The organism is Cobetia sp. 14N.309.X.WAT.E.A4, assembly GCF_030397495.1.
Classification (GTDB): Bacteria; Pseudomonadota; Gammaproteobacteria; order Pseudomonadales; family Halomonadaceae; genus Cobetia; species Cobetia marina.
In genome coordinates, this window is the sequence record NZ_JAPNXT010000001.1 from 540,150 (window position 1) to 561,592 (window position 21,443).

Annotated in this window: 19 protein-coding genes and 1 tRNA gene; 14 read left to right on the plus strand and 6 right to left on the minus strand. The window is 62.5% G+C overall.

Going from position 1 to position 21,443, the window contains the following annotated elements:
• The first annotated feature begins 90 nt into the window (after window positions 1-90).
• A complete protein-coding gene (locus tag OW493_RS02345) occupies window positions 91-1,671 on the plus strand; it encodes an MFS transporter (protein ID WP_289863118.1) in 1,581 nt (526 codons plus the stop codon).
• Window positions 1,672-1,721: 50 nt separating this feature from the next.
• Here OW493_RS02345 and OW493_RS02350 read toward each other — a convergent pair whose 3' ends face one another.
• Window positions 1,722-2,792, minus strand: coding sequence for a tripartite tricarboxylate transporter substrate-binding protein (locus tag OW493_RS02350; RefSeq protein WP_289863119.1), 1,071 nt, complete (start codon window positions 2,790-2,792; stop codon window positions 1,722-1,724).
• Between the two features lie 309 nt (window positions 2,793-3,101).
• On the opposite strand from OW493_RS02350, the gene OW493_RS02355 reads away from it, so the two are divergent.
• Complete coding sequence (locus OW493_RS02355; RefSeq protein WP_354670117.1) at window positions 3,102-4,142, plus strand: adenosine deaminase; 1,041 nt, start codon at window positions 3,102-3,104, stop codon at window positions 4,140-4,142.
• A 160-nt stretch (window positions 4,143-4,302) separates the two neighbouring features.
• Window positions 4,303-4,376 (plus strand) — tRNA-Gly (locus OW493_RS02360).
• A gap of 50 nt (window positions 4,377-4,426) precedes the next feature.
• Here OW493_RS02360 and OW493_RS02365 read toward each other — a convergent pair.
• Both OW493_RS02365 and OW493_RS02370 read right to left on the minus strand, forming a co-directional pair.
• Window positions 4,427-4,960 (minus strand): hypothetical protein, encoded by a 534-nt coding sequence (locus OW493_RS02365; RefSeq protein WP_289863121.1) that lies wholly within the window; start codon window positions 4,958-4,960, stop codon window positions 4,427-4,429.
• 180 nt (window positions 4,961-5,140) lie between these two features.
• Entirely contained in the window at window positions 5,141-5,602 is a 462-nt protein-coding gene (locus tag OW493_RS02370; protein WP_289863123.1) for an HIT family protein, read from the minus strand.
• 329 nt (window positions 5,603-5,931) lie between these two features.
• Between OW493_RS02370 and OW493_RS02375 the strand changes: the two genes are divergently transcribed.
• Window positions 5,932-6,570 carry a LysE family transporter gene (locus OW493_RS02375; protein WP_289863125.1) on the plus strand — a complete coding sequence of 213 codons (639 nt, stop codon included), beginning with the start codon at window positions 5,932-5,934 and terminating at the stop codon, window positions 6,568-6,570.
• 110 nt (window positions 6,571-6,680) lie between these two features.
• Here the strand turns inward: OW493_RS02375 and OW493_RS02380 are convergent, their stop codons facing one another.
• Together OW493_RS02380 and dctP are read right to left on the minus strand one after the other, a co-directional pair.
• Window positions 6,681-7,676 carry a TRAP transporter substrate-binding protein gene (locus tag OW493_RS02380; RefSeq protein WP_289863127.1) on the minus strand — a complete coding sequence of 332 codons (996 nt, stop codon included), beginning with the start codon at window positions 7,674-7,676 and terminating at the stop codon, window positions 6,681-6,683.
• A gap of 163 nt (window positions 7,677-7,839) precedes the next feature.
• Window positions 7,840-8,835, minus strand: coding sequence for a TRAP transporter substrate-binding protein DctP (gene dctP, locus OW493_RS02385; RefSeq protein WP_289863128.1), 996 nt, complete (start codon window positions 8,833-8,835; stop codon window positions 7,840-7,842).
• Between the two features lie 289 nt (window positions 8,836-9,124).
• Here dctP and OW493_RS02390 point away from each other — a divergent pair, with 289 nt between their 5' ends.
• From OW493_RS02390 to xylB, 10 genes are all read left to right on the plus strand, one after another.
• Window positions 9,125-9,718: a Yip1 family protein gene (locus OW493_RS02390; RefSeq protein WP_077372653.1), complete on the plus strand. Its 594-nt coding sequence runs from the start codon at window positions 9,125-9,127 to the stop codon at window positions 9,716-9,718.
• A gap of 184 nt (window positions 9,719-9,902) precedes the next feature.
• Window positions 9,903-10,859 carry a sugar-binding transcriptional regulator gene (locus OW493_RS02395; RefSeq protein ID WP_077372656.1) on the plus strand — a complete coding sequence of 319 codons (957 nt, stop codon included), beginning with the start codon at window positions 9,903-9,905 and terminating at the stop codon, window positions 10,857-10,859.
• Window positions 10,860-11,574: 715 nt separating this feature from the next.
• Window positions 11,575-12,918 (plus strand): sugar ABC transporter substrate-binding protein, encoded by a 1,344-nt coding sequence (locus OW493_RS02400; protein WP_077372660.1) that lies wholly within the window; start codon window positions 11,575-11,577, stop codon window positions 12,916-12,918.
• Window positions 12,919-13,176: 258 nt separating this feature from the next.
• A complete protein-coding gene (locus OW493_RS02405; protein ID WP_043334545.1) occupies window positions 13,177-14,064 on the plus strand; it encodes a sugar ABC transporter permease in 888 nt (295 codons plus the stop codon).
• A gap of 28 nt (window positions 14,065-14,092) precedes the next feature.
• Window positions 14,093-14,980, plus strand: a complete 888-nt coding sequence (locus OW493_RS02410; RefSeq protein ID WP_205632704.1) for a carbohydrate ABC transporter permease — start codon at window positions 14,093-14,095, stop codon at window positions 14,978-14,980.
• An 89-nt stretch (window positions 14,981-15,069) separates the two neighbouring features.
• On the plus strand, window positions 15,070-16,317 hold the full coding sequence (gene ugpC, locus OW493_RS02415; RefSeq protein WP_077372662.1) for a sn-glycerol-3-phosphate ABC transporter ATP-binding protein UgpC: 1,248 nt from the start codon (window positions 15,070-15,072) through the stop codon (window positions 16,315-16,317).
• Between the two features lie 26 nt (window positions 16,318-16,343).
• A complete protein-coding gene (locus tag OW493_RS02420; RefSeq protein ID WP_240499560.1) occupies window positions 16,344-17,054 on the plus strand; it encodes an HAD family phosphatase in 711 nt (236 codons plus the stop codon).
• Window positions 17,055-17,080: 26 nt separating this feature from the next.
• Window positions 17,081-17,923 carry an L-iditol 2-dehydrogenase gene (locus OW493_RS02425; protein ID WP_176502882.1) on the plus strand — a complete coding sequence of 281 codons (843 nt, stop codon included), beginning with the start codon at window positions 17,081-17,083 and terminating at the stop codon, window positions 17,921-17,923.
• Between the two features lie 60 nt (window positions 17,924-17,983).
• Window positions 17,984-18,685 carry a nucleoside/nucleotide kinase family protein gene (locus tag OW493_RS02430; protein WP_307722823.1) on the plus strand — a complete coding sequence of 234 codons (702 nt, stop codon included), beginning with the start codon at window positions 17,984-17,986 and terminating at the stop codon, window positions 18,683-18,685.
• A gap of 24 nt (window positions 18,686-18,709) precedes the next feature.
• Window positions 18,710-20,227: a xylulokinase gene (gene xylB / locus OW493_RS02435; RefSeq protein ID WP_289863133.1), complete on the plus strand. Its 1,518-nt coding sequence runs from the start codon at window positions 18,710-18,712 to the stop codon at window positions 20,225-20,227.
• A 150-nt stretch (window positions 20,228-20,377) separates the two neighbouring features.
• Here xylB and mgrA read toward each other — a convergent pair whose 3' ends face one another.
• Complete coding sequence (mgrA, locus tag OW493_RS02440) at window positions 20,378-21,406, minus strand: L-glyceraldehyde 3-phosphate reductase (protein WP_054556771.1); 1,029 nt, start codon at window positions 21,404-21,406, stop codon at window positions 20,378-20,380.
• Between the last annotated feature and the right edge of the window lie 37 nt (window positions 21,407-21,443).

Genomic DNA, 21,443 nt, shown 5'->3' on the forward strand with positions numbered 1-21,443 from the left:
GCAACTGCAGCGCCGGCTGGCGAGGGCTAGCGTGTAGCCGAAGCCCGCCATCGCCTGACGACGAGCGAGGGGCAAGGAACAGGAGGCGTCATGGTCAAGGTACTGGGGGGAGTGTGGGCGTTGTTGCTGGGGATCGTGCTGATCATGCTCGGCAACGGCATGCACTTCACGCTGATCGGCCTGCGTGGCGCCATCGAGGGCTTCTCCTCGGCGGAGCTGGCGATCGTCACCTCGGGCTACTTCGTGGGGTTTCTCTCCGGGGCACGTTATACCCCGGTGCTGATCCAGCGGGTCGGACATGTGCGGGTGTTCGCCGCGCTGGGCAGTTTCATCTCGGCGGCACTGATCGCCTTGCCACTGCTCACCGAGCCCTGGGCCTGGACCCTGCTGCGCATGTTGATCGGCTTCTGCATGTCCGGCATCTATGTGACGGCGGAAAGCTGGCTGAACGCGGCGGCCAGCAACGAGACCCGTGGCAAGGTGCTCTCGGCCTATATGATGGCGCAGACCCTGGGCATCATCGGGGCCCAGGGTCTGCTGACGCTGGGAGATGCCGCGACTTCCGTGCTGTTCATCTGCGCCTCCATTCTCGTGTCGGTCTCCTTCGGCCCCATCCTGTTGTCGGCGGTCGTGGCGCCCGTGGTGGAAGTCTCGCGGGCCATGTCATTCGGTCAGCTGTTCCGGGCCTCGCCGCTGGGGGCCATCGGCATCTTTTTGCTCGGTAGCGTCTACGCCACCCAGTCGGGGATGGGCGCGGTATTCGGCACCCAGATCGGCCTCTCGGGGGCTCAGATCGCGCTGTTCATCGCCACGCTGTTCGCCGGCGCGCTGGTTCTGCAGACCCCCATCGGCTGGTTGTCGGACCGCATGGATCGCCGAGTGCTGATCGGAATTCTGGCCGCCGCCGGTGCAGCGTCCTGCGCACTGGGCTGGATGGCGGGAGATGCCCTGTGGCCGTTGATCGCCGCCGCGTTCCTCGCCGGTGGGGTGACCACGCCGCTGTATGCCCTGCTGCTGGCCTTCACCAATGACTCGCTGTCTGCCGAGGAGATGCCGGGCGCCTCGGGCGGGCTGGTCTTTTCCTTCGGACTCGGTGCTATCCTCGGGCCGCTGGCGGCAGGGGGCGCGATGGAGATGCTCGACCCCCATGCCTTCTGGCTGGTGCTGGCCGTCACCTTCGTGGCCATCTCGCTATATGCGCTCTATCAGGTCACCCAGAAGGCGAGGGTGCCGCTGGAGGACACCGACAGCTATCTGAATATCCTGCCGACGGCGTCACCGATGGCGGTGGAAGTGGCGGTGGAGTGGGCGCATGAACATGCCGAGGACGAGCAGGAAGCGCTGGCGGCAGCTGAAGCGGCCGCACAGGAAGAGGCCTTCGAACATGAACTGGAGGAAACCTTCGAGGAGGCGCTGGAAGAGGCTCTCGATGAGGCCTTTGCGGCCAATGAGACGCCAGTGGACGTTCAGGGCGCTGCTGATCAGAGCGCCATTGATCAGAGCGGTATTGATCAAAGCACTATTGATCAGAGAGACGGCAGACAAACCCCCGCCGCCGCGAAGTCAGATAGGACAGACTCCGCCGCGGCGGGGGGATCAGACGAGCCGGCGTGGCAGACATCTACGTCTCACGACGCGCTCAAGGCCCAGTGGCCGCCGTCCACGCCTTGAGATCCGCTCAGTGAGGGGCGCGTCTCACGCTTATCTGCGACGACAGGCCGTCACAGCAGGCCCAGCTCACGCGACAGTTGCTCCACATCGCTCACCTGGCGGGTGATGAAGGTCTCCAGCGCCTTGCCGGACTTGTGGAAGGGCATCAGGCCGTTGTCCTGCATCACCTGCTGCCACTCGGGCGTATCCGCCATGCGATTGAGGGTCTGCTCCCACCAGGCAAAGGCGGCATCGGAGACGCCACCCGGCAGGTAGAAGCCCCGCCAGTTGGGGGCTACCACGTCGATGCCCTGTTCGCGTGCGGTGGGAATGTCGCCGTACTGGCCGGGCAGGCGCTCTTCGCTGAACACGGCCAGCAGGCGCAGATGGCCTGACTCGACGAAGCCGCGGGCCTCGGTCATGTCGCCGGTGAAGGCTTCCAGGTGGCCGCCCATCACCTGGGTGATGGCCACGGAGCCGGAGTCATAGGCCAGATAGGGCAGGGCGCGCAGATTCTCGATTCCCGCCTCGCGCGCGGCCATCAGTACCTTGAGGTGGTCAAAGCCGCCCGCGACATCTCCCCCGGCAAAGCGGATTGATTTGGGGTCTGCCTGCATGGCGCTCATCAGGTCGCCGAGGGTCTGGTAGGGGGAATCCGCGGCCACCGCGATCACGCCGTAATCCGCGCCCAGCGTCACCAGCCAGCGCACGTCGTCCACCTTGCCGTCCTGATAGGCGTGCTGCCCCAGGCGAGTGGTGGTGGCGCTGGAGGCCGCCACGATGACCTGCTCATCGTCATGGCGTTTTGACTTCACGTGCGCGAAGGCAACACCCCCGCTGGCACCGGGCACATTCAGTGTCTGCATGCCGGCGGGAATCAGATTCTGCTCATCGAGAAGGCGTGCCACGCTACGACAGGTGAAGTCCCAGCCGCCACCGGGCTTGGCGGGGGCGATACATTCAGTCTTGCCCCTGGGGGCAACGTCATCGGCCGCGCTTTCCTCGGCGGAGGCGCTCAATGGTGTCATCAGGCCAAGACTCAGAAGCAGGGCAGCGGGCAGGGCGCCGGCACGATGAGGTGCAACAAGGCGAGAATGCAGGCGGCGCAGCAAGGTGCGGCGGGCAGGCAAGGTGGCGTACATGGCAGGGTGTCCTTGGGTGTTCAGCGTCGATCGTTATGGTTATGTCAGCCAGGGCGGCGTGTCTTCTGCGGCTGGCTTGCGTACTCGCGGGTTCTGGCATGGTGAGTCATTGCGAGAGTACGAATGAACGAAAATAGCCTATTTCGGCGCGCAGCGGAAAGGCGCAGGGCTGAGGCGTCCTGGCAGGAATCGGCATTTCCCCAAGCCTCTCTCCTCAAGGTGGTCCCAGGATTGCTAGAATTGCGCCATCAGGCTGTGATGAACGTTTCGCGATCTCCCAGCCGCCGCCTTTCATTGAGGAGACGGGCCATGACCCTTACCCCGCGCATGCATGACTTTCTCGCCCGCCTGCCCAAGGTGGAGCTGCACCTGCATATCGAGGGCTCGCTGACCCCTGCGCTGATGTTCGAGCTGGCGGCGGAGCAGGGCATCGCCTTGCCCTATGCCACTCTGGAGGAAGTCGAGGCGGCCTATGACTTCGCGGATCTTCCCGCCTTCCTCGCGCTCTACTATCAGGGCATGGGCGTGCTGAATGACGAGTCGCATTTCTACCGACTGGCGCAGGACTATTTCCGCCGCGCGAGTGCCGATGGCGTCAAGCATCTGGAGCTGTTCTTCGACCCCCAGGCGCATCTGTCACGTGGCGTGAGCCTGGCCACCCAGTTCGCGGGGCTGGAGCGCGCCTGTCGTGAGGCAGTGAAGGAATTCGATATCACCTCGGCACTGGTGCCGAGTTTCCTGCGTTGCCACTCCGCGGAATCTGCACGCGAACTGTTCGAGGCGCTGATTCCCTTCGAGTCACGCTTCGTGGGGGTCGGGCTGGACAGCGCCGAGATCGGCAACCCGCCGGAAAAGTTCACCGAGGTCTTCCAGCTGGCGGGGGAGCGCGGCTGGCACCGTGTCGCTCACGCCGGCGAAGAGGGGCCGGCTGCGTACATTCGCACCGCGCTTGAGGTGCTGGGGGTGGAGCGTATCGACCACGGCGTGCGCTGCCTGGAAGACCCGGCGCTGGTCGCGGAACTCGCCGAGCGGCGTATCCCGCTGACGGTGTGTCCGCTCTCCAATGTCGCGCTCAAGGTGGTGGAGCGCATGGACGACCACCCGCTGCCCAAGCTGATCGAGGCCGGGCTCAATATCACCCTCAACTCGGATGACCCGGCCTATTTCGGTGGCGGCATGCTCGACAACTTCATCGCCGTGCAGCAGGCGCTGGATCTCAGCGAGACGCAGTGGCTCACCCTGTGTCGCAATGCCATCGATGCCGCCTTCCCGCAGCGCGCCGAAGGCCTCGGCATGAGTGACACCCGCCGTGATGTGCTGCTGGCGCAACTCGATAGCTGCGTGGCGTGACGCAATTAACACTGACGCTTGAATACTGAATGTAATCAACGGCTTGGCCACCAACATCGCCAGCATGACGCCGCCTGCGGCAAGCGCTCCATCAGATGTTGCTTGACCGTGCTAAGTCGTTGAGTACAATGCAGTTCTGGCGTGCGCAATGCACCGCCCTGCGGGTGTAGCTCAATGGTAGAGCAGAAGCTTCCCAAGCTTAAGACGAGGGTTCGATTCCCTTCACCCGCTCCAGATTCTTCAAAAAGCCTCCCACTCGGGAGGCTTTTTTACGATTCCCTCCTTTAATCTCTATGAATCTCTATCAGCCCTGGTATCCCGTTGTTAGCATTATGGATAAAGAGCAAACTATCCATTCTTTCAATAATATCCTGACGTTCTGAGTTAGCCCAAGTAACCCATTCCCTACCAGCCAGAACTATATCTTCACAGAACTTATCTACTTGTAATTGTAAAATATTTCCATTTACCATATTTCTATGAGCTGACCCCCAATTAGGCGGTTCTATAAAATGAAACTTTTCGAGTGTATGTTTGGCTTTTTTCTCGAGCTCGGCACCACCTGCATGTAAATAACTGCACCTTAAACCATAGCAGTCCTCATCACTCAAGAATATGTGGCCGTCAAGTGCAGCTCCCTTTCCAGTATAGGTTTCTTGGAGCCACTCTCTGTACCACTGTTTATATCGTTGACCAACTTTAAGTTGAGGGTTTTCAAATTTACCTGCGATGTCTGGAATAGTTAAGGCAGTCGAGAGAGCCCCATACCAATCATGACATACTATAGCTCTTTCGATCGACTGAAAAAATCGTTCCATGAGATTGTCTTCCTTATATATGGTTTAAGCACAGTTTTTTCATTTTGCATATAGTTTGATGTCTAGTAGTGGCTTAAATGTTTCTACGCTATCTGGATTAGTCAAAATGTTGTCGAAGTTAACTTTAACGCAATCTTCTTTTTAGTGTATGTTGGTCATATCGATGCCTAGGAAAAATATTTATGAGTTTCTCTTATAACGTATCTCTTCCGCCAGTGCCGCTAGTTGCGCATCATCCTCACGCGGGCCATCAGCGCTGACGACGTAGCCATCGTATTCGGTCATGTAGTACTTCATCTTCGAGTGTCTGGCCTGCCATTCGCCTGGCTGGGTGCCATGCAGCGGGATGAGTTTGGCGTGCAGGTGGTTGACGCCATAACCTTCGAAGATGATGGCGGTGCGTGCTGTCCCGAAGTAGGCGTCGAGCTTTCGCGCCACGCCACGCGTGAAACGCATCAGGCCGAGAATCACCTCATCGTCCTGTTCATACACGCAGCTGCCTAGATGGCGTTTTGAGATGACGACCGTGTTGCCCGGGGTAGAGGGGAAGATGGAGAGGAAGGCCAGGAAGTGCTCATCTTCGGCCACGACATGGCTTTGACTCTGGCCGGTAACGATCTGACAAAATACGCAGTCACTCATGATCCTTCCCTGGTAGTTAAGTGTCGCCAGATTCGTCCTGATTCTGGGTCACAGTGATCTGAGCCCTGTGATCAGAGCTCTTGTGAGCAGGGCCCTTGTAAAGAGAACTTGTCAGTCTCCTTGTATGAGTGAAGTTTGATGGAGTCTGGTTGTCAATGCTTGGCAGTTCCCGCAGAAGGGGTAACGGCAGCAGCCTGCTCGATGAAGTGCCGCGTGACTGTCTTGCCGAGCCGATCGAAGCGAAATGTGTTGCTGACGTGGCGGAGAGCCGCGATATTGGCAGGTCACCTTTCAGCAGTTCGTCATTCGTTGAACGACAAGGAAATCCAGTGGAACTCACCGTCTGGTTGGCATTTGTCAGCGTCATCACCGCCTTGATCACCTTTCCCGGACCGTTTGCGTTGCTGTGCATGGATCATGGCCTGCGCCATGGCCGACGCCGCTCGTTCGCGACGGTGGCGGGCGGAGCGGCGGCGTCACTGGTGTTGATGGCCTTGTCGTCGCTGGGCCTCGGCGCGGCCTTGGCGGCGTCGGAGACGGGGTTTCTGGTGCTGAAGATCGTCGGGGCGCTCTATCTCATCTATCTGGGCATTCAGGCCTGGCGGGCGCCATCCCAGCCGGTGGTGTTCGATGCCGTGGGGGAGGAGGGCCAGACTCGCGCCAGAGCCACGCGTTGGCAACTGTGCCGCAAGGGCTTCGGTATCGGGATCAGCAACCCGAAGGACCTGCTGTTCTTCGGCGCGCTGTTCCCCAACTTCATCGACATGGCCCAGCCGCAGCTGCCCCAGTTCGTGGTGCTGGCGCTGACCTGGCTGGTGGTGGACCTGCTGACGATGAGCACCTACGCCCATGCGGGTTCCAGCATCAGTCGCTGGTTTGATAGCCACCGGCGCGTGCGGCTGTTCAATCGCACCACGGGCAGTCTGTTCGTCGTGGCCGGCGCGGGACTGGCGGCGTCGCATCGGTGAGCCGAGCCTTGGCTGCCATTGCACAAGACGTGAAGCGCACGAAGACGACAACGGCACCCTAGGGTGCCGTTGTCGTGTCTGGAGCCTATCGATCATCAGTGCTTTAAGGCTCAGCGTTCAGGGCGTGATTCCAGATACTCTTCGAGCAGGTTGCCGTCCTGGCGTGACACCTTCTGCTTCCAGCTATCGAAGACATGCTGGCTGGCGGCTTCCAGGTCACGGTGGAGTGCCGGCGGTGCAGGGGTGATCAGGCGTGCGCCATTGGCTTGCAAGGTGGTATAGGCCTCGGCGAGCACGGCTTCAGCAGATGCCCAGGCGTTTTCTTCTGTTGCCTTCGCGGCAGCGAGCAGTGCCGTCTGCTGGCGCTTGTCGAGACGATCGAAGCTGTCACGATTCATGTGAACGATATTGAGCGGCATGGCGTAGTTGAGCGTCGTGAAATTGGGCATATACCGGTAGAGCTCGGCGCTGACACCCCCCATGGCGGAGGTGAGGGCGCCGTGGATGCTGCCGGCTTCGAGCAGGGGCTTGAGTTCCCCCCAGCTCATGACACGCGGGTCGGCTCCCAGATTGAGCAGGATGCGCTGTGTGTTGCGGTCATAGGTGCGAATCGGCATGTCCTTGAGGTCATCACCATCGGCGATGGGCCGAGTGCTCCACAGGCCGCTTGGGGGCCATGGCAGCGCGAACAGCAGTATCTGGTGGTGGTCCTCGAGCAGCTCGCGATAGCGGGGCTTGGCGAGCTGATAGAGACGGTTCGCTTCCTTGAGGTTGTAGGCGATGGCCGGCAACGACGAGATGCCGAAGAAGGGAATCTCCTCGGCGAGGGCACCACTCAGCGTCGCGGCAATGTCGATGACGCCGGCGGAAGTGGCCTGCAGGTGACTGGCCGAGCGAATGTCCGAGCGCAGCGTCAGGGCCAGATCACCATCGGACTGCCTGGTGACTTCCTGGCTGAATTCTGCCGCGCGTTGGCCCATCAGGGTATCGGGCTCGTAGTCGCTGCTCATGCTGAGCGTCGTCTTGGCCTGGGCAAGGGGGATCGTCAACAGCGCGGTGAGCGCCATGAGCGAGCGGAATCGGCGTAGAGGAGAGGATGGCGTCATGGTGGGGGCCTTTCTCGTTGTTGTCATTCCGGGTGTCCGGCATCGGGACACTCGAGGGCGCTCCCACGGCCCTCGGCTCGGGGCTGATCCGCCAGACCGAATGGCTCGCGCTTCATGCCCGGGTGTCGCGAGACATCTGGGCGGACTGGAGAGCGTGGCGGCGCTAGAGCGTGGAGCGCACGTCAAGATAGTGATCCAGCAATTCGTTTTCCTTCGGGCCTACCTTGCTGCGCCAGCTTTCGATCACGCTGATGCTGGCGCGGGAAAGTGACTGCTTGAGATCAGGCGTGAGGGGATTGCGGACAGTCACGCCCGCGTGTTCAAGCTGGGCGTGCGTCTCTTCCAGGATGCCGGCGATGGCGTCCCAGCTGGTATCTTCAATCTCTGCCGCGGCGGTGAGCAGCGCCTCGCGCTGGGGGGCGTCGAGGGCCTCGAATCTCGCCTGGCTCATGTGCACGATATTGAGCGGCATGGCGTATTGCAGGGCGGTGTAGTGATCCAGCGTGCGGTTGAGCTCGGCTGTCAGACCGCCCAGTGCCGAGGTCATCACGGCCTCGATGCGGCCTTCGGCCAGTTGCTGTTGCATCGGCTCCCAGCCCAGCACGCTGGCGATGGCGCCGAGGTTCAGCAGCACGCGCTGGGTATTGCGGTCATAGGCACGCACGGTCAGCCCCTGGAGGTCCTGGCGCTCGGCGATCGGCTTGCGCGACCAGAGTCCGCTGGGAGGCCAGGGCAGGGCGTAGAGCAGAATCTGATTATGGCGCGCCAGCAGTGCCTCGTAACTCGGGCGAGCCAGGCGATAGAGCTCTCGGGCCTGGCGCGGATTGTCGACCAGCGTGGGCAGTGAGCTGATACTGAACAGCGGCATGCTGGTGGCGAGGGCGCCGCTGTGGGAGTCCGCCAGTTGAATGATATCGGCGTTGATGGCTTCAAGATGATTCACTGACCGCAGGCGAGTCAGCGGGCCTTCACCGAAATGGATCACCAGTTCTCCCTCGCTGAGCGAGGCCACCTTCTCGACGAATGCCTGGGCACGCTGCCCCATCATGGTCTGGGGGCCATACTCCCGGCTCATGGTCAGCTCGACCGAGTCAGCCCGGGCGTCCGCGCCCATTGGCGCCAGACCCAGGGCAAGGATCACTCCGAGCACTCTCTTCATGCTTGAGCGCTGTCCAGTTGGCATGTGTCGTCATCCATCCGTTGTGTCTGATACATCCAGTATCTCTCATTCGCGCCTCCCTTGCCGTTGGTGTTTCGGTCAACGCAAGCCGCCGCTCTCCTTTCCCCTGCACCAACGCAGGGTTCAGGGCGGCGCAACGGGCGTTGAACTGCCAGTTGACGCAATGTGGTCTACGCTCAGAACAAGGCCGTGCAACTGCCCTGACACGAATTCCGCGCCGGGACCGCATGACCGGATTGTCGACGACTGTCAACGGGAGGTAGACCACATGCTGACCCACGTATGGGGCTTGATGGCACATCCGCAACGGGAATGGCAGACCATCCGCAAGGAACACGAATCCATCACCCACCTCTACGCACATCATGTGCTGCTCATGGCGCTGGTGCCTGTCATCTGCGCTTACATCGGTACCACCCAGGTCGGCTGGAGCCTGACGGAAGGCCACGCCATCCTGCTGGAACCCCTCGATGCCTTCTATGCCGGTATCGCCTTCTACATCGCCATCCTGACGGCGATCGCCTTCATGGGCACCGTCATACACCTGCTGTCGCAGCGCTTCTCGGGTCATCCCAGTCGTCGTCGCTGCATCATCTTCGCAGGCTATGTGGCCACGCCGATGTTCCTGGCAGGCCTGGTGGCGTTGTATCCCATCATCTGGCTGTGCATTCTCGCCGGTACCATCGGCCTGTGTTACAGCGCCTATCTGCTGTATCTGGGCATCCCGCCACTGCTGGACATCTCCAACAAGGAAGGCTTTCTGGTCACCGGCTCCACGCTCGGGATCGGGGTGCTGGTGCTGGAAGGACTGCTGGCGGTGACCGTGCTGCTGTGGGGGTACGGCGCACGCTGGTTCATGTAGCCCGTGAGGCAACGACCCCGATGTCAGTGACGTGATGCCAACTGCTTGAGAAAACACACCTTCGACGCCTCGCCTTCACCGGCGGGGCGTCGCCGTTTCGTGACCGTGTTGGTCCGTGACTCTTGTGCTCGGCGGCAGCGGCGTGGAAAGTGTTGGACTCAATAGACAGTGTGGAAGAAAGCGCATGGACAAGTTTGAGCTGAGACTGGAGCAGGCTGCGCGTGCCGCATGGTTGTCCTATGTGGGAGGGCGAACCCAAGATGAGATTGCCACCCAGCTTGGGGTCTCTCGCCCGGGAATACAGCGCCTGCTGTCGCTGGCGCGTCAGGAACGCCTGGTCAAGATCTCCATCGATCACCCCGTGGCCAGCAGCATGGCGCTGTCGGATGCGCTGGTGGAGCGATTCGGTCTGAGCTTCTGCGATGTGGTGCCCTCGGACACCCAGTCGCCGGAAAGCATTGCGGAATATCTCGCGGTGGCCGGTGCCGAGCGCCTGTCGTTCTATCTCGGTCGACAGCAGCCACAGACCATCTCGTTGAGTACCGGACGCGCGGTGCGTGCGGCGGTGGAAGCCCTGAGCCGCAGTGAGCGGCCCCAGCACCGTATCGTGTCGCTGGTCGGCAATGTCGCACTGAATGGCTCCTCGAACCGCTATGACGGCGTGATGCTGCTGGCGGACAAGATCGGCGCGGACCGCTTTCTGCTGCCCGCGCCGGTGGTGGCGGCCAGTGTCGAGGAGAAGGAGTCACTGCTCAGTCAGAGTCTGGTCAAGGCGGTGTTCAGCGTCGCCTGCGAGGCCGATGTGGGCATGATCGGCATCGGGCGACTCGATGCCCAGGCGACCTTGTTCCAGGATCAGTTCATCAGCGCCGCCGAGCGCGATGAGTTGATGGAAGTCGGTGCCGTGGGCGAATTGATGGGCTGGCCTCTGGACATGAATGGGCAGCTGATCGATTGCCCGCTGGCGCAGCGAATCACCAGCGTGCCGCTGACCTCGCTCAAGGCACAGCCGCTGATCGGGCTGGCGGGCGGGCACGACAAGGTGCCGGCCATTCTGAGTGCATTGCGCGGTGGCTGGCTGCAGGGGCTGATCATCGATGAGGTGGCCGCCCAGCGGGTCTGCGCGGCACTCAAGGACTGAGCAGGAGACGGCTGCCTTCGAATGGCTTCAGAGTGATGGGGGCATTCTGATGGCGTTCTGCTGACGGCTTGCGCTCGACGACAGGCTCCCGATGACAGGCTCTCGTGAATAGACGCCGTACAAGGCGCCGAGCGAGTTATCGGGAGCAGGGCGGGGGCAGTGTCTGGCGTTGTCTTGCTGGCGCGATGCCTGGGGGATGCACACAACCCTCACGCCGCCATTTCTGTTCTTTTTCTCCCTCTTATTTCTCACCTTCTTTTCTCTTTCTCTTTCTCTTTCTTTCTCTCCTTCCTTCGTCTGGCCCACGGCTTTTGCTGCGAAACCTGCCATCTCTTGTCAGACATTCCGGCAGGATTGTTCGACTCAATGACGGCGGATTTCCGCCTCGATCAAGAACTGCGTTGTTTCGTTTAACGCTAATATCTGTATAGGCTGATCGGGTCGCAAGCTCAGAGGTCATGCCGGCTATCGGTCTACACCCAAAGGATCAGATCCCAAGGTGGTATAGCCCAAGGTATAGCGCTTCAGAGTTTGCTTTTTCAAAGGTCTGATCCGATCATTTGTTCACTGAATGACGTTTTGATCGAACGTATTTGTGCCGAGATGTCTCGCCAGGACATTCGAGCACCAGACCGGTAGATGGGAAGGTATCGGTGCCTCAGGTGCCGCTACCCTCGAAAAGAACAATGCCAATAACGCCCGATGGAGTGCCCTCATGCGCCTACCTCACATCACCAAGCCCCGCCGTCATCTGCTCACGCTCGCCAGCGTCGCCGCCATTGCGCCGCTCAGCGCACAGGTGAGTGCCGAGACCATCACCGTGGCGACCGTCAACAACGCCGACATGGTGGTCATGCAGAGCCTGACCAGCGAATTCGAGAAGGCGCATCCGGATATCACTCTCGACTGGGTGGTGCTGGAAGAGAACGTGCTGCGTCAGCGCCTGACCACCGATGTCGCGACCCAGGGTGGCCAGTTCGATGTCATGACCATCGGTACCTATGAAGTGCCTATCTGGGCCAAGCACGGCTGGCTGACCAAGCTCGACAATCTGCCGGACGACTATCAGGTCGATGACCTGATCAAGCCGGTGCGTGATGGTCTGAGCCTGACCGAAGGCGAGAACCAGGGCCTCTACGCGCTGCCGTTCTATGGCGAGAGCTCCATGCTCTACTACCGCAAGGACCTCTTCGAGAAGGCCGGTATCGAGATGCCGGAGCAGCCGACCTGGACACAGGTCAACGACTGGGCCGCCAAGCTCAACTCCGCGGATGAAGGTGTCTACGGGATCTGCCTGCGTGGCAAGCCGGGCTGGGGCGAGAACATGGCGGTGCTGGGCACGATGGTCAACAGCTTCGGTGGCCGCTGGTTCAATGAGGAGTGGGAGCCGCAGCTGGACTCGCCGGCCTGGAGCGAGGCCATCAACTTCTACGTCGACATGATGGGCAAGTACGGCCCGCCGGGGGCGACCTCCAACGGCTTCAACGAGAACCTGGCGCTGTTCTCCAGCGGCAAGTGCGGCATGTGGGTCGATGCCACGTCCGCAGCCGGCAAGCTCTACAACCCGAAGGAATCTTCCGTGGCTGACAAGCTGGGCTTCGCGCCGGCGCCGATCGCCAAGACGGAGAAGGGCTCGCATTGGCTGTGGTCCTGGGCACTGGCCATTCCTGAGTCTTCCAAGTCCAAGGATGCCGCCCAGACCTTCATCACCTGGGCCACATCCCAGGAATACGTGAATCTGGTCGGCGAGCGTGAAGGCTGGGCCAGCATCCCGCCGGGCACCCGTGTCTCCACCTACGAGAACCAGTCCTACAAGGACGCCGCACCCTTCGCCGGCTTCGTGATGGACGCCATCACCAGTGCCGACCCGACCGATCCGACCCTGGAACCGGTGCCCTATGTCGGCGTGCAGATGGTGACCATCCCGGAATTCCAGTCCATCGGTACCCAGGTGGGTCAGATGATCGCCGCGGCGCTGGCGGGCCAGATGTCGGTCGAGCAGGCGCTGTCCTCCGCCCAGCGTTCCACCGAGCGCACCATGCGCCAGTCGGGCTATTGATCTGATCTCAACGGCTGTGATCTCAACAGCTGTGATCTCAAAGGATCTGGTCTGATCTGACCTGAATGTTCCAACGGCCTCCCGCCTTGCCTTGAGCCTCGACACGAATTGACTCGAAGCACGGCGGGAGCCCGTCCGGCACCCGCGGCAACCTCTTCCTCTCGAGACTTCTGCAACGCCCTCGCGGCGTGGCACGGGGAGCCTCGGCCTGAAGCCCACCGCATTGCCGGACTTCCTCACCGTATCGAAGGACTCACCATGCGCACGAGAGCATCCGGACGCACCGTCGGGGGATTGCGAACCCTGTCGCTGCAAGCCCCAGCCGTAAGCCTGTTGTTGATGTGGATGCTGGTACCACTGGTCATGACCCTGTGGTTCTCCTTCCAGCGTTACAACCTGATGATGCCGTCGGTGTCCGGTTTTGCCGGCGTCGACAACTATTACTATCTGCTGACCGACCCGTCCCTGTGGACGGCCATGGGCAATACCCTGCTGCTGGTGGGCTGGGTGCTGGTGGCCACCGTGGTCGGCGGCACGCTGCTGGCGGTATTGCTGCAGCAGGAATTCTTCGGGCGTGGCGTCGCGCGTCTGTTCGTGATCGCGCCGTTCTTCATCATGCCCACCGTGAGTGCGCTGGTGTGGAAGAACATGATGATGCACCCGGTCAACGGCATTCTGGCCTGGGTCGCCGGGCTGTTCGGTCTGCCGGCCATCGACTGGTTCGCCAGCCTGCCGCTGACCTCCATCGTGATCATCGTCACCTGGCAGTGGCTGCCGTTCGCGGTGTTGATCCTGCTGACCGCCATCCAGTCACTGGATGACGACCAGGTCGAGGCGGCACGCATGGACGGGGCAGGGCCGGTAGCGATCTTCTTCTACATCACCTTGCCGCACTTGAAGCGTGCCATCAGCGTGGTGGTGATGATCGAGATGATCTTCCTGCTGACCATCTTCGCCGAGATCTTCGTCACCACCTCCGGTGGTCCGGGGCTGGCCTCGACCAACCTGGCGTACCTGATCTACATCCGCGCCCTGCTGGACTTCGATGTAGGGGGTGCCTCCGCCGGTGGCGTGATCGCCATCATCCTGGCCAATATCGTGGCCTTCTTCCTGGTGCGTACCGTCGCCAAGAATCTCGAGAACTGATGACAAGCGCTCAGCACAGGGAGACTCAATGATGTCGACTTCAACTTCCAATTCCGTGGCCGCCGCCAGCGCAGCAGTGAGCGCCAGTCGTGCGCGCCGCAGCGTGATCAACAAGAAGCTTGTCCTGACCCTGGTGGCCTGGACCATCGCGCTGGTGATGTTCTTCCCGATCTTCTGGATGATCCTCACCAGCTTCAAGACCGAGGCCGAGGCGATCGCCACGCCGCCGAGCCTGTTCTTCACGCCCAGCATCGAGGGCTATATCGAGATCCAGGCGCGTGCGGACTACTTCAAGTATGCCCTCAACAGCGTGGTGATCTCGCTGGGTGCCACGCTGCTGGCGCTGCTGATCGCGATTCCATCCGCCTACTCGATGGCCTTCCTGCCCACCAAGCGCACCCAGGGGACACTGCTGTGGATGCTGTCGACCAAGATGCTGCCGTCCGTGGGCGTGCTGCTGCCGGTCTACCTGATCTTCCGCGATCTGGGACTGCTGGATAGCCGTACCGGCCTGATCATCATCTACATGCTGATGAACCTGCCGATCGTGGTCTGGATGCTCTACACCTTCTTCAAGGACATTCCCAAGGACATCCTGGAGGCTGGACGCATGGACGGCGCCAGCACGCTGCAGGAGATCTTCCATCTGCTGCTGCCGCTGACCCTGCCGGGCATCGCCTCCACCGGCCTGCTGTGCGTGATCCTGAGCTGGAACGAGGCGTTCTGGAGCCTGAACCTGACCACCTCCAACGCCGCACCGCTGACCGCCTACATCGCCTCCTTCTCCAGTCCTGAAGGGTTGTTCTGGGCCAAGCTCTCCGCGGCTTCCACGCTCGCCATCGCGCCGATCCTGATCTTCGGCTGGATGACCCAGAAGCAGATGGTTCGCGGCCTGACCTTCGGTGCCGTCAAGTAACGGCGCGCCATACGCATGTCGCCTTGATGCCATGCCACCCAAAATTGCCATCACCTGCCCGAGGGCAGGTGCGGATAAGGAAACCTCCCATGTCCACACTCACGCTCAAGAACATCGTCAAGGAATTCACCTCCGGCAGTGGCGCCAGCGCCACGACGACCCAGGTCATCAAGGGGGTCGATCTGGAAGTGAAGGACCAGGAATTCGTGGTCTTCGTCGGCCCGTCCGGCTGCGGCAAGTCCACGCTGATGCGCATGATCGCCGGTCTCGAGAACGCGACGTCCGGTGACATCCTGATCGACGGCAATCGCATGAACGATGTCGGCCCGGCCGAGCGCGGCCTGGCGATGGTCTTCCAGAGCTATGCGCTCTACCCGCACATGACGGTGGGCGAGAACATGGGCTTCAGCCTCAAGCTCGCCGGCGTCTCCAAGGAAGAGCGTGCCGAGAAGGTCAATGCGGCCGCCGAGGTGCTGCAACTGGGTCCGCTGCTGGATCGCAAGCCCAAGGCACTGTCCGGTGGTCAGCGTCAGCGTGTCGCCATCGGGCGTGCCATCGTGCGCAACCCGAGCATCTTCCTGTTCGATGAGCCGCTCTCCAACCTGGACGCCGCGCTGCGCGTGCAGATGCGCATCGAACTGGCGCGCCTGCATGCCGAGCTCAAGGCGACCATGATCTACGTGACCCACGACCAGGTCGAGGCCATGACCATGGCTGACAAGATCGTCGTGCTGCAGGGCGGTGTGGTCGAGCAGGTCGGCTCGCCGATGGAGCTCTACCATCACCCGCGCAATCGCTTCGTGGCCGGTTTCATCGGCTCACCGAAGATGAACTTCCTCGACCTCACCGTTACCTCCGTGGCGGTCGAAGGGGTCACGGTGCGTCTGCCGGATGGCAGTGAGCACCTGATTCCGGTCGTGAGTCAGACGGAAGACGGTGCCTCGGTGTGTGTCGGCGATACCCTGACGCTGGGCGTGCGGCCGGAGCATCTGGTGCTCGACGAGAATGGCCCGTTCACGGGTCAGATTCAGGTCATCGAGCGTCTGGGCGGGGTGACGTCGCTCTATCTGGCGACCCCGGACGGCTCCGGCGATGCGCCGATCGGCGGCCTCAAGTCTGACGAGCAGTCCGACAGCGGCTGGATTCTGATGGCGGATGGCGACGTCGACAGCCGTGTGGGAGACCGCATCCGCTACGGCTTCGAGACCGAGCGTGCGCACCTGTTCACCGCCGCGGGCCTGGCATTGCAGAATCTCAACCGTCACCCGCTGACCAGCCTGACGCGCCAGGACAATTCACTGTCCAGTGCCGGTGCCGCACAGGCAGCCCGCGCATGAACGGGAAGCCCGAGGAGGAGGCCGACATGAGTACACCCTTGCAGCAGGTGATCTTCGATTGTGATGGCGTGCTGGTGGACAGCGAGATACTGGCGGAGGAGGTGCTGTCACGTCAGTTGGGGGAATGGCTGCCGGACCTGGATACCGAGGCGGAGCTGCGTGCGGCGCTGGGCATGACCACTGATGCCATTCTGGGGCATCTGGAGGCCATGAGCGCACACACGCTGCCGCCGCAGGCGATGGAGCGCATCGATCACGCCATCGAGTCGCGTCTGGCCAGTGAGCTTGCGCCCATCCAGGGCATGGCGGAACTGCTGGGCGAGCTGATGACCCGGGGTCTGGCGGTGGCGATCGTCTCCAACAGCGCCGAGCGACGAGTGCGTGCCTCGCTGGCCGCCACGGGTCTGGATCGCTGGTTGGGAAAGGTGCCGCTGTTCACGGCCGAGCAGGTCGCACGGCCAAAACCTGCGCCGGATGTCTATCAGTTGGCACTGCGTCAGCTGGGGCGTGATGTCGAGGAATGTGTGGTGGTCGAGGACAGCCTGGCCGGTGTCAGCGCGGCGGTCGCGGCCGGTCTGCGCGTGATCGGCTTTACCGGTGCCGGACATATTCCGCCGGGGCATGCGCAGCGTCAGCAGGAGGCGGGTGCCTGGCAGAGCTGTGCGACCATGGAGGAGGTCAACGGTCTGATTCGCCAGCTGCATGCTGGCCAGGCCAGCGACCTGAGCGCCACATGAGCACCGTCAGGGGGTGACACATACACATGGCTTCTGGACGCACTGACAGTGACTCCGTGACGTCGCCGGTGTCCCGCAGTGCAAGGCTCAAGGGCAAGGTGGCGGTGGTCACCGGCGGTGCGGGAGGCATCGGTCTGGCCATCGCCACCCGGTATGTCGCGGAAGGTGCCTATGTGGCATTGGCGGACATCAATGGCGAGGCGGCCGAGCGTGCCGCGAAGCGACTGCGTGCACAGGCCGGGCCGCAGGCGCGGGTGCTGGCGGTGACGCTGGACGTGACCTCCAGCGTCTCGCGTCAGAGCATGCTGGAGTGCGTGCAGGCCCAGCTGGGCCCGATCGACATTCTGGTCAACAATGCGGCCGTCTTCGCCATGGCGCCGGTGCTTGAGGTCAGCGAAGGCATGTTGCGCCACCAGCTGGCGGTCAATGTCGAAGGGCTGTTCTTCACCCTGCAGGCGGTGGCCAGGACGATGGTCGAGCGCGGGCAGGGCGGCAAGATCATCAACATGGCCTCGCAGGCAGGGCGGCGGGGTGAGGCGCTGGTCAGCGCCTATTGCGCCTCCAAGGCGGCCGTGATCAGTCTCACCCAGTCCTGCGGGCTTGATCTCATCCGCCATGGCATCAATGTCAATGGCATCGCGCCGGGCGTGGTGGATACGCCGATGTGGGATCAGGTCGATGCGCTGTTTGCCCATCACGAACAGCGCCCGCTGGGAGAGAAGAAGCGGCTGGTCGGGGAGGCCGTGCCCTATGGGCGCATGGGGCTGCCGGATGACCACGCCGGCGCCGCGGTATTCCTGGCCTGTGAAGACAGCGATTTCGTCGTCGCCCAGACACTCAATGTCGACGGTGGCAACTGGATGAGCTAAGGATGAAAGACACCTTCCGTCCTGCTGCAAGCGGTGTGCATCCATGAATGAGGTAGTCACGTGACATCTTTACCCGATTCTCGCCTGGCCCACATGTCGCCCTCACTGGACGACATGGCCAGCCGTGTGCTGGCGGAACATGCCTCCAGTCAGCGCACACGTACCATCGTGGCCCTCGCCGGCCCGCCGGCGGCGGGCAAGTCGACGCTGTCGGAATCCCTGTGCGAGACCCTCAACGCGCTGGAACCCGGCATCGCCGTGGTGGTGCCGATGGATGGCTATCACTACGACAACGCCGTGCTGGCCCCTCTGGGGCTGCTCTACGTCAAGGGCGCTCCGGAGACCTTCGATGCGCGCGGGCTCTATCACGACCTCGTCAGGGTGCGCGCCGATGATGGCCCGGTGGCCGTGCCGGTGTTCGACCGCCCGCTGGATCTGGCGCGTGCCGGAGGCCGCGTGGTCGAGCCCCGTCATCGCATCGTGCTGGTCGAGGGCAACTATCTGCTGCTGCGCCACGCGCCCTGGGATGCATTGCTGGAATTGTTCGATATCCGCATCTTCCTAGACATCGAGGATGAGGTCCTGGTGCCGCGCCTGCTGCATCGCTGGCGCGAGATGGGCCAGGATGCGCGGGGTGCCCATGAGCGTACCCATCACAAGGACATGCTCAATGCGCATCTGATCAAGCAGGACTCGCTCAACGCCGACTGGCGCTGGCGTCTGGCGAACGACCCCATCGGCCCCGACGCGGATGACAGCTGAATGATGGATGGCAAGGAGAGCCGCATGTGGGTTGGCGTTGACTGTGGAACCCAGAGCACCAAGGTGGTGATTCTCGACCCGGACTCCGGGCGGATCGTGGCCCAGGGCCAGCGCAGTCATGCGCTGCAGGAAGGGGCCAACGGGCGCCGTGAGCAGGACCCGCTCGACTGGGTCGCCGCGCTGGAAGGTGCCTTCGATGAGGCACTGACCACCTCGCGGCTGGACCCGCTGCGCATCGAGGCGATCGGGGTGTCCGGTCAGCAGCATGGCATGGTGGTGCTGGATGAGGCGGGCGTGCCCCTTTATCCGGCCAAGCTGTGGTGTGATACCGAGACCCGCGAGCATAACGCCGCGTTGGTCGAGGCGCTGGGAGGAGAGGCGGGCTGTCTGGAGGCATTGGGACTGGTGCTGCAGACCGGTTACACCGCCTCCAAGCTCGCCTGGCTGCGTGAGCAGCATCCCGAGCGCTATCAGCGCATCGCCAGCATCCTGCTGCCGCATGACTATCTCAATTTCTGGCTGACCGGGGAGCATGTCGCCGAATACGGCGACGCCTCGGGCACCGGCTATTTCGATACCCGGCACCGCTGCTGGCATCACGATGTCTTCGCGCAGATCGCCCCGGAACTGGACGCGCAGCGCGTGTTGCCCAGACTCATCGAATCCCATGAGCCCGCCGGGCATATCCGGCCCGAGATCGCCGCGCGCTTCGGGCTGCGCCCGGATGTCGTCGTCTCCAGTGGTGGTGGGGACAACATGATGAGTGCTATCGGTACCGGCAACATCGCGCCGGGGCGCGTCACGCTGAGCATGGGCACCTCCGGCACGGTATGCGCGTGGTCAGCTCAGTATCCCGAGAGCTGTGACCCTCAGGTGGCTGCCTTCAGCGCCAGCGATGGCGGCTGGTTGCCGCTGGTGTGCACCATGAATGTCACCTCTGCCACCACGCGGGTGCGCGAGATGTTCGGCTTCGACATCGACACCTTCTCCGCGCAGGTGGCAAGTGCGCCTCCCGGGGCCGAGGGCGTGCAGATCCTGCCGTTCTTCAATGGCGAGCGCGTGCCGATGCTGCCGCGTGCCCAGGCCAGTTTCCATGGGCTGGACAGCCGCAACACCACCCCGGCCAACCTGTGCCGCGCGACCATGGAAGGCGCAAGCTACGGCCTGCGCTACGCGCTTGAGTGCATGGGGCCGCTGGGCAGTGCGGCGCGCCAGATTCGGCTGGTGGGGGGAGGTGCCAAGAGCCCGCTTTGGCGTCAGATGCTGGCGGACATTCTCGACCTCGAGGTGGTCTGCCCGCAGGTGACCGAGGCCGCCGCATTGGGCGCCGCCATTCAGGCCGGCTGGTGTCTGCGCCAGCGGGACGCGCAGGGAGAGGGGCCACGCAGCGAGACGCTGAAGGCGCTGTGTGATCGGCTGGTGGCGCTGGACCTGACGACCCACACCCAGCCCCAGCCCGAGGGAGTGGCCGCCTACCGCAAGGGCTACGCTGACTACCGCACGCTGCTGGCCAGCGAGCACGGCATCCCCACCGGCGGCTGAATTCCTGCCATCAGCGCTTCAAGCCAGACAACATCGCCCCCGTCGAGGCTCACTCGGCGGGGGCGATGTGTTTCAGGCACTTCACTGTATCAGTCGCAGCTCATACGTACGCTATCAGGCTCGAACTTGGGCGCGAGCTTATGCACGAGCTTAGGCATTGGACGAGCGCGCCCATAGATTGACGCCGCCATCGACGGCGTAGCGATCGATCTCATCAAGCTCCGCCTGGGTGAAGTCGAGGTGATCCAGCGCCTTGACGCAATCACTGACCTGCTGCGGACGGCTGGCGCCGATCAGTGCGGTGGTGACGCGGTTGCCGCGCAGTGCCCAGGCGAGCGCCATCTGCGCCAGCGACTGGCCACGCCGCTCGGCGATGGCATTGAGGGCGCGCACCCGCTCCAGGTTGTCCTCGGTGAGGTGGTCTTCCTTGATCGCCCCGCCACGTGCCAGGCGGCTGTCCTGTGGCACGCCGCCCAGATACTTGTCGGTCAGCACGCCCTGGGCCAGCGGCGAGAACACGATGGAGCCGATGCCCTCGTCATCGAGGGTGTCGAGCAGGCCGTCTTCCTCGATCCAGCGATTGATCATCGAGTAGCTGGGCTGATGGATGATGCAGGGCGTGCCCAGCTCGCGCAGGATGGCGGCCGCTTCACGGGTGCGCTGGGCATTGTAGGAGGAGATGCCCGCATAGAGCGCCTTGCCGGAACGCACGGCGCTGTCCAGCGCCCCCATCGTCTCTTCCAGCGGCGTGTCGGGGTCGAAGCGGTGCGAGTAGAAGATGTCGACGTAATCGAGATCCATGCGCTTGAGGCTCTGATCCAGACTCGAGAGCAGGTACTTGCGGCTGCCCCATTCGCCGTAGGGGCCAGGCCACATGTGATAGCCCGCCTTGGTGGAGATCACCATCTCATCGCGATAGCCGGCGAAGTCGCGCTTGAGCATGCGGCCGAACATTTCCTCGGCGCTGCCCGGGGGCGGCCCGTAGTTGTTGGCCAGATCAAAGTGGGTGATGCCCAGATCGAAGGCGGTGTGGCAGATGGCGCGCGCATTGTCTTCATGGGCGTTGTTGCCGAAGTTGTGCCAAAGCCCCAGTGACAGGCGGGGCAGTTTGAGGCCGCTCTTGCCGCAGCGCTGGTATTGCATGCGTTCGTAGCGATCTTCAGCCGGGGTATAGCGCATGGCGGAGTCCTTTCGCGAGTGAAGGCGGGGATGTCTC

Coding starts and splice junctions, on each gene's coding strand:
- ugpC (WP_077372662.1), top strand. CDS start 15,070: ATGTCCACACTCACGCTCAAGAACATCGTCAAGGAATTCACCTCCGGC.
- OW493_RS02420 (WP_240499560.1), top strand. CDS start 16,344: ATGAGTACACCCTTGCAGCAGGTGATCTTCGATTGTGATGGCGTGCTG.
- OW493_RS02390 (WP_077372653.1), top strand. CDS start 9,125: ATGCTGACCCACGTATGGGGCTTGATGGCACATCCGCAACGGGAATGG.
- OW493_RS02350 (WP_289863119.1), bottom strand. CDS start 2,792: ATGTACGCCACCTTGCCTGCCCGCCGCACCTTGCTGCGCCGCCTGCAT.
- OW493_RS02355 (WP_354670117.1), top strand. CDS start 3,102: ATGACCCTTACCCCGCGCATGCATGACTTTCTCGCCCGCCTGCCCAAG.
- xylB (WP_289863133.1), top strand. CDS start 18,710: ATGTGGGTTGGCGTTGACTGTGGAACCCAGAGCACCAAGGTGGTGATT.
- OW493_RS02365 (WP_289863121.1), bottom strand. CDS start 4,960: ATGGAACGATTTTTTCAGTCGATCGAAAGAGCTATAGTATGTCATGAT.
- OW493_RS02405 (WP_043334545.1), top strand. CDS start 13,177: ATGCGCACGAGAGCATCCGGACGCACCGTCGGGGGATTGCGAACCCTG.
- OW493_RS02410 (WP_205632704.1), top strand. CDS start 14,093: ATGATGTCGACTTCAACTTCCAATTCCGTGGCCGCCGCCAGCGCAGCA.
- OW493_RS02400 (WP_077372660.1), top strand. CDS start 11,575: ATGCGCCTACCTCACATCACCAAGCCCCGCCGTCATCTGCTCACGCTC.
- OW493_RS02345 (WP_289863118.1), top strand. CDS start 91: ATGGTCAAGGTACTGGGGGGAGTGTGGGCGTTGTTGCTGGGGATCGTG.
- dctP (WP_289863128.1), bottom strand. CDS start 8,835: ATGAAGAGAGTGCTCGGAGTGATCCTTGCCCTGGGTCTGGCGCCAATG.
- OW493_RS02425 (WP_176502882.1), top strand. CDS start 17,081: ATGGCTTCTGGACGCACTGACAGTGACTCCGTGACGTCGCCGGTGTCC.
- OW493_RS02370 (WP_289863123.1), bottom strand. CDS start 5,602: ATGAGTGACTGCGTATTTTGTCAGATCGTTACCGGCCAGAGTCAAAGC.
- mgrA (WP_054556771.1), bottom strand. CDS start 21,406: ATGCGCTATACCCCGGCTGAAGATCGCTACGAACGCATGCAATACCAG.
- OW493_RS02380 (WP_289863127.1), bottom strand. CDS start 7,676: ATGACGCCATCCTCTCCTCTACGCCGATTCCGCTCGCTCATGGCGCTC.
- OW493_RS02395 (WP_077372656.1), top strand. CDS start 9,903: ATGGACAAGTTTGAGCTGAGACTGGAGCAGGCTGCGCGTGCCGCATGG.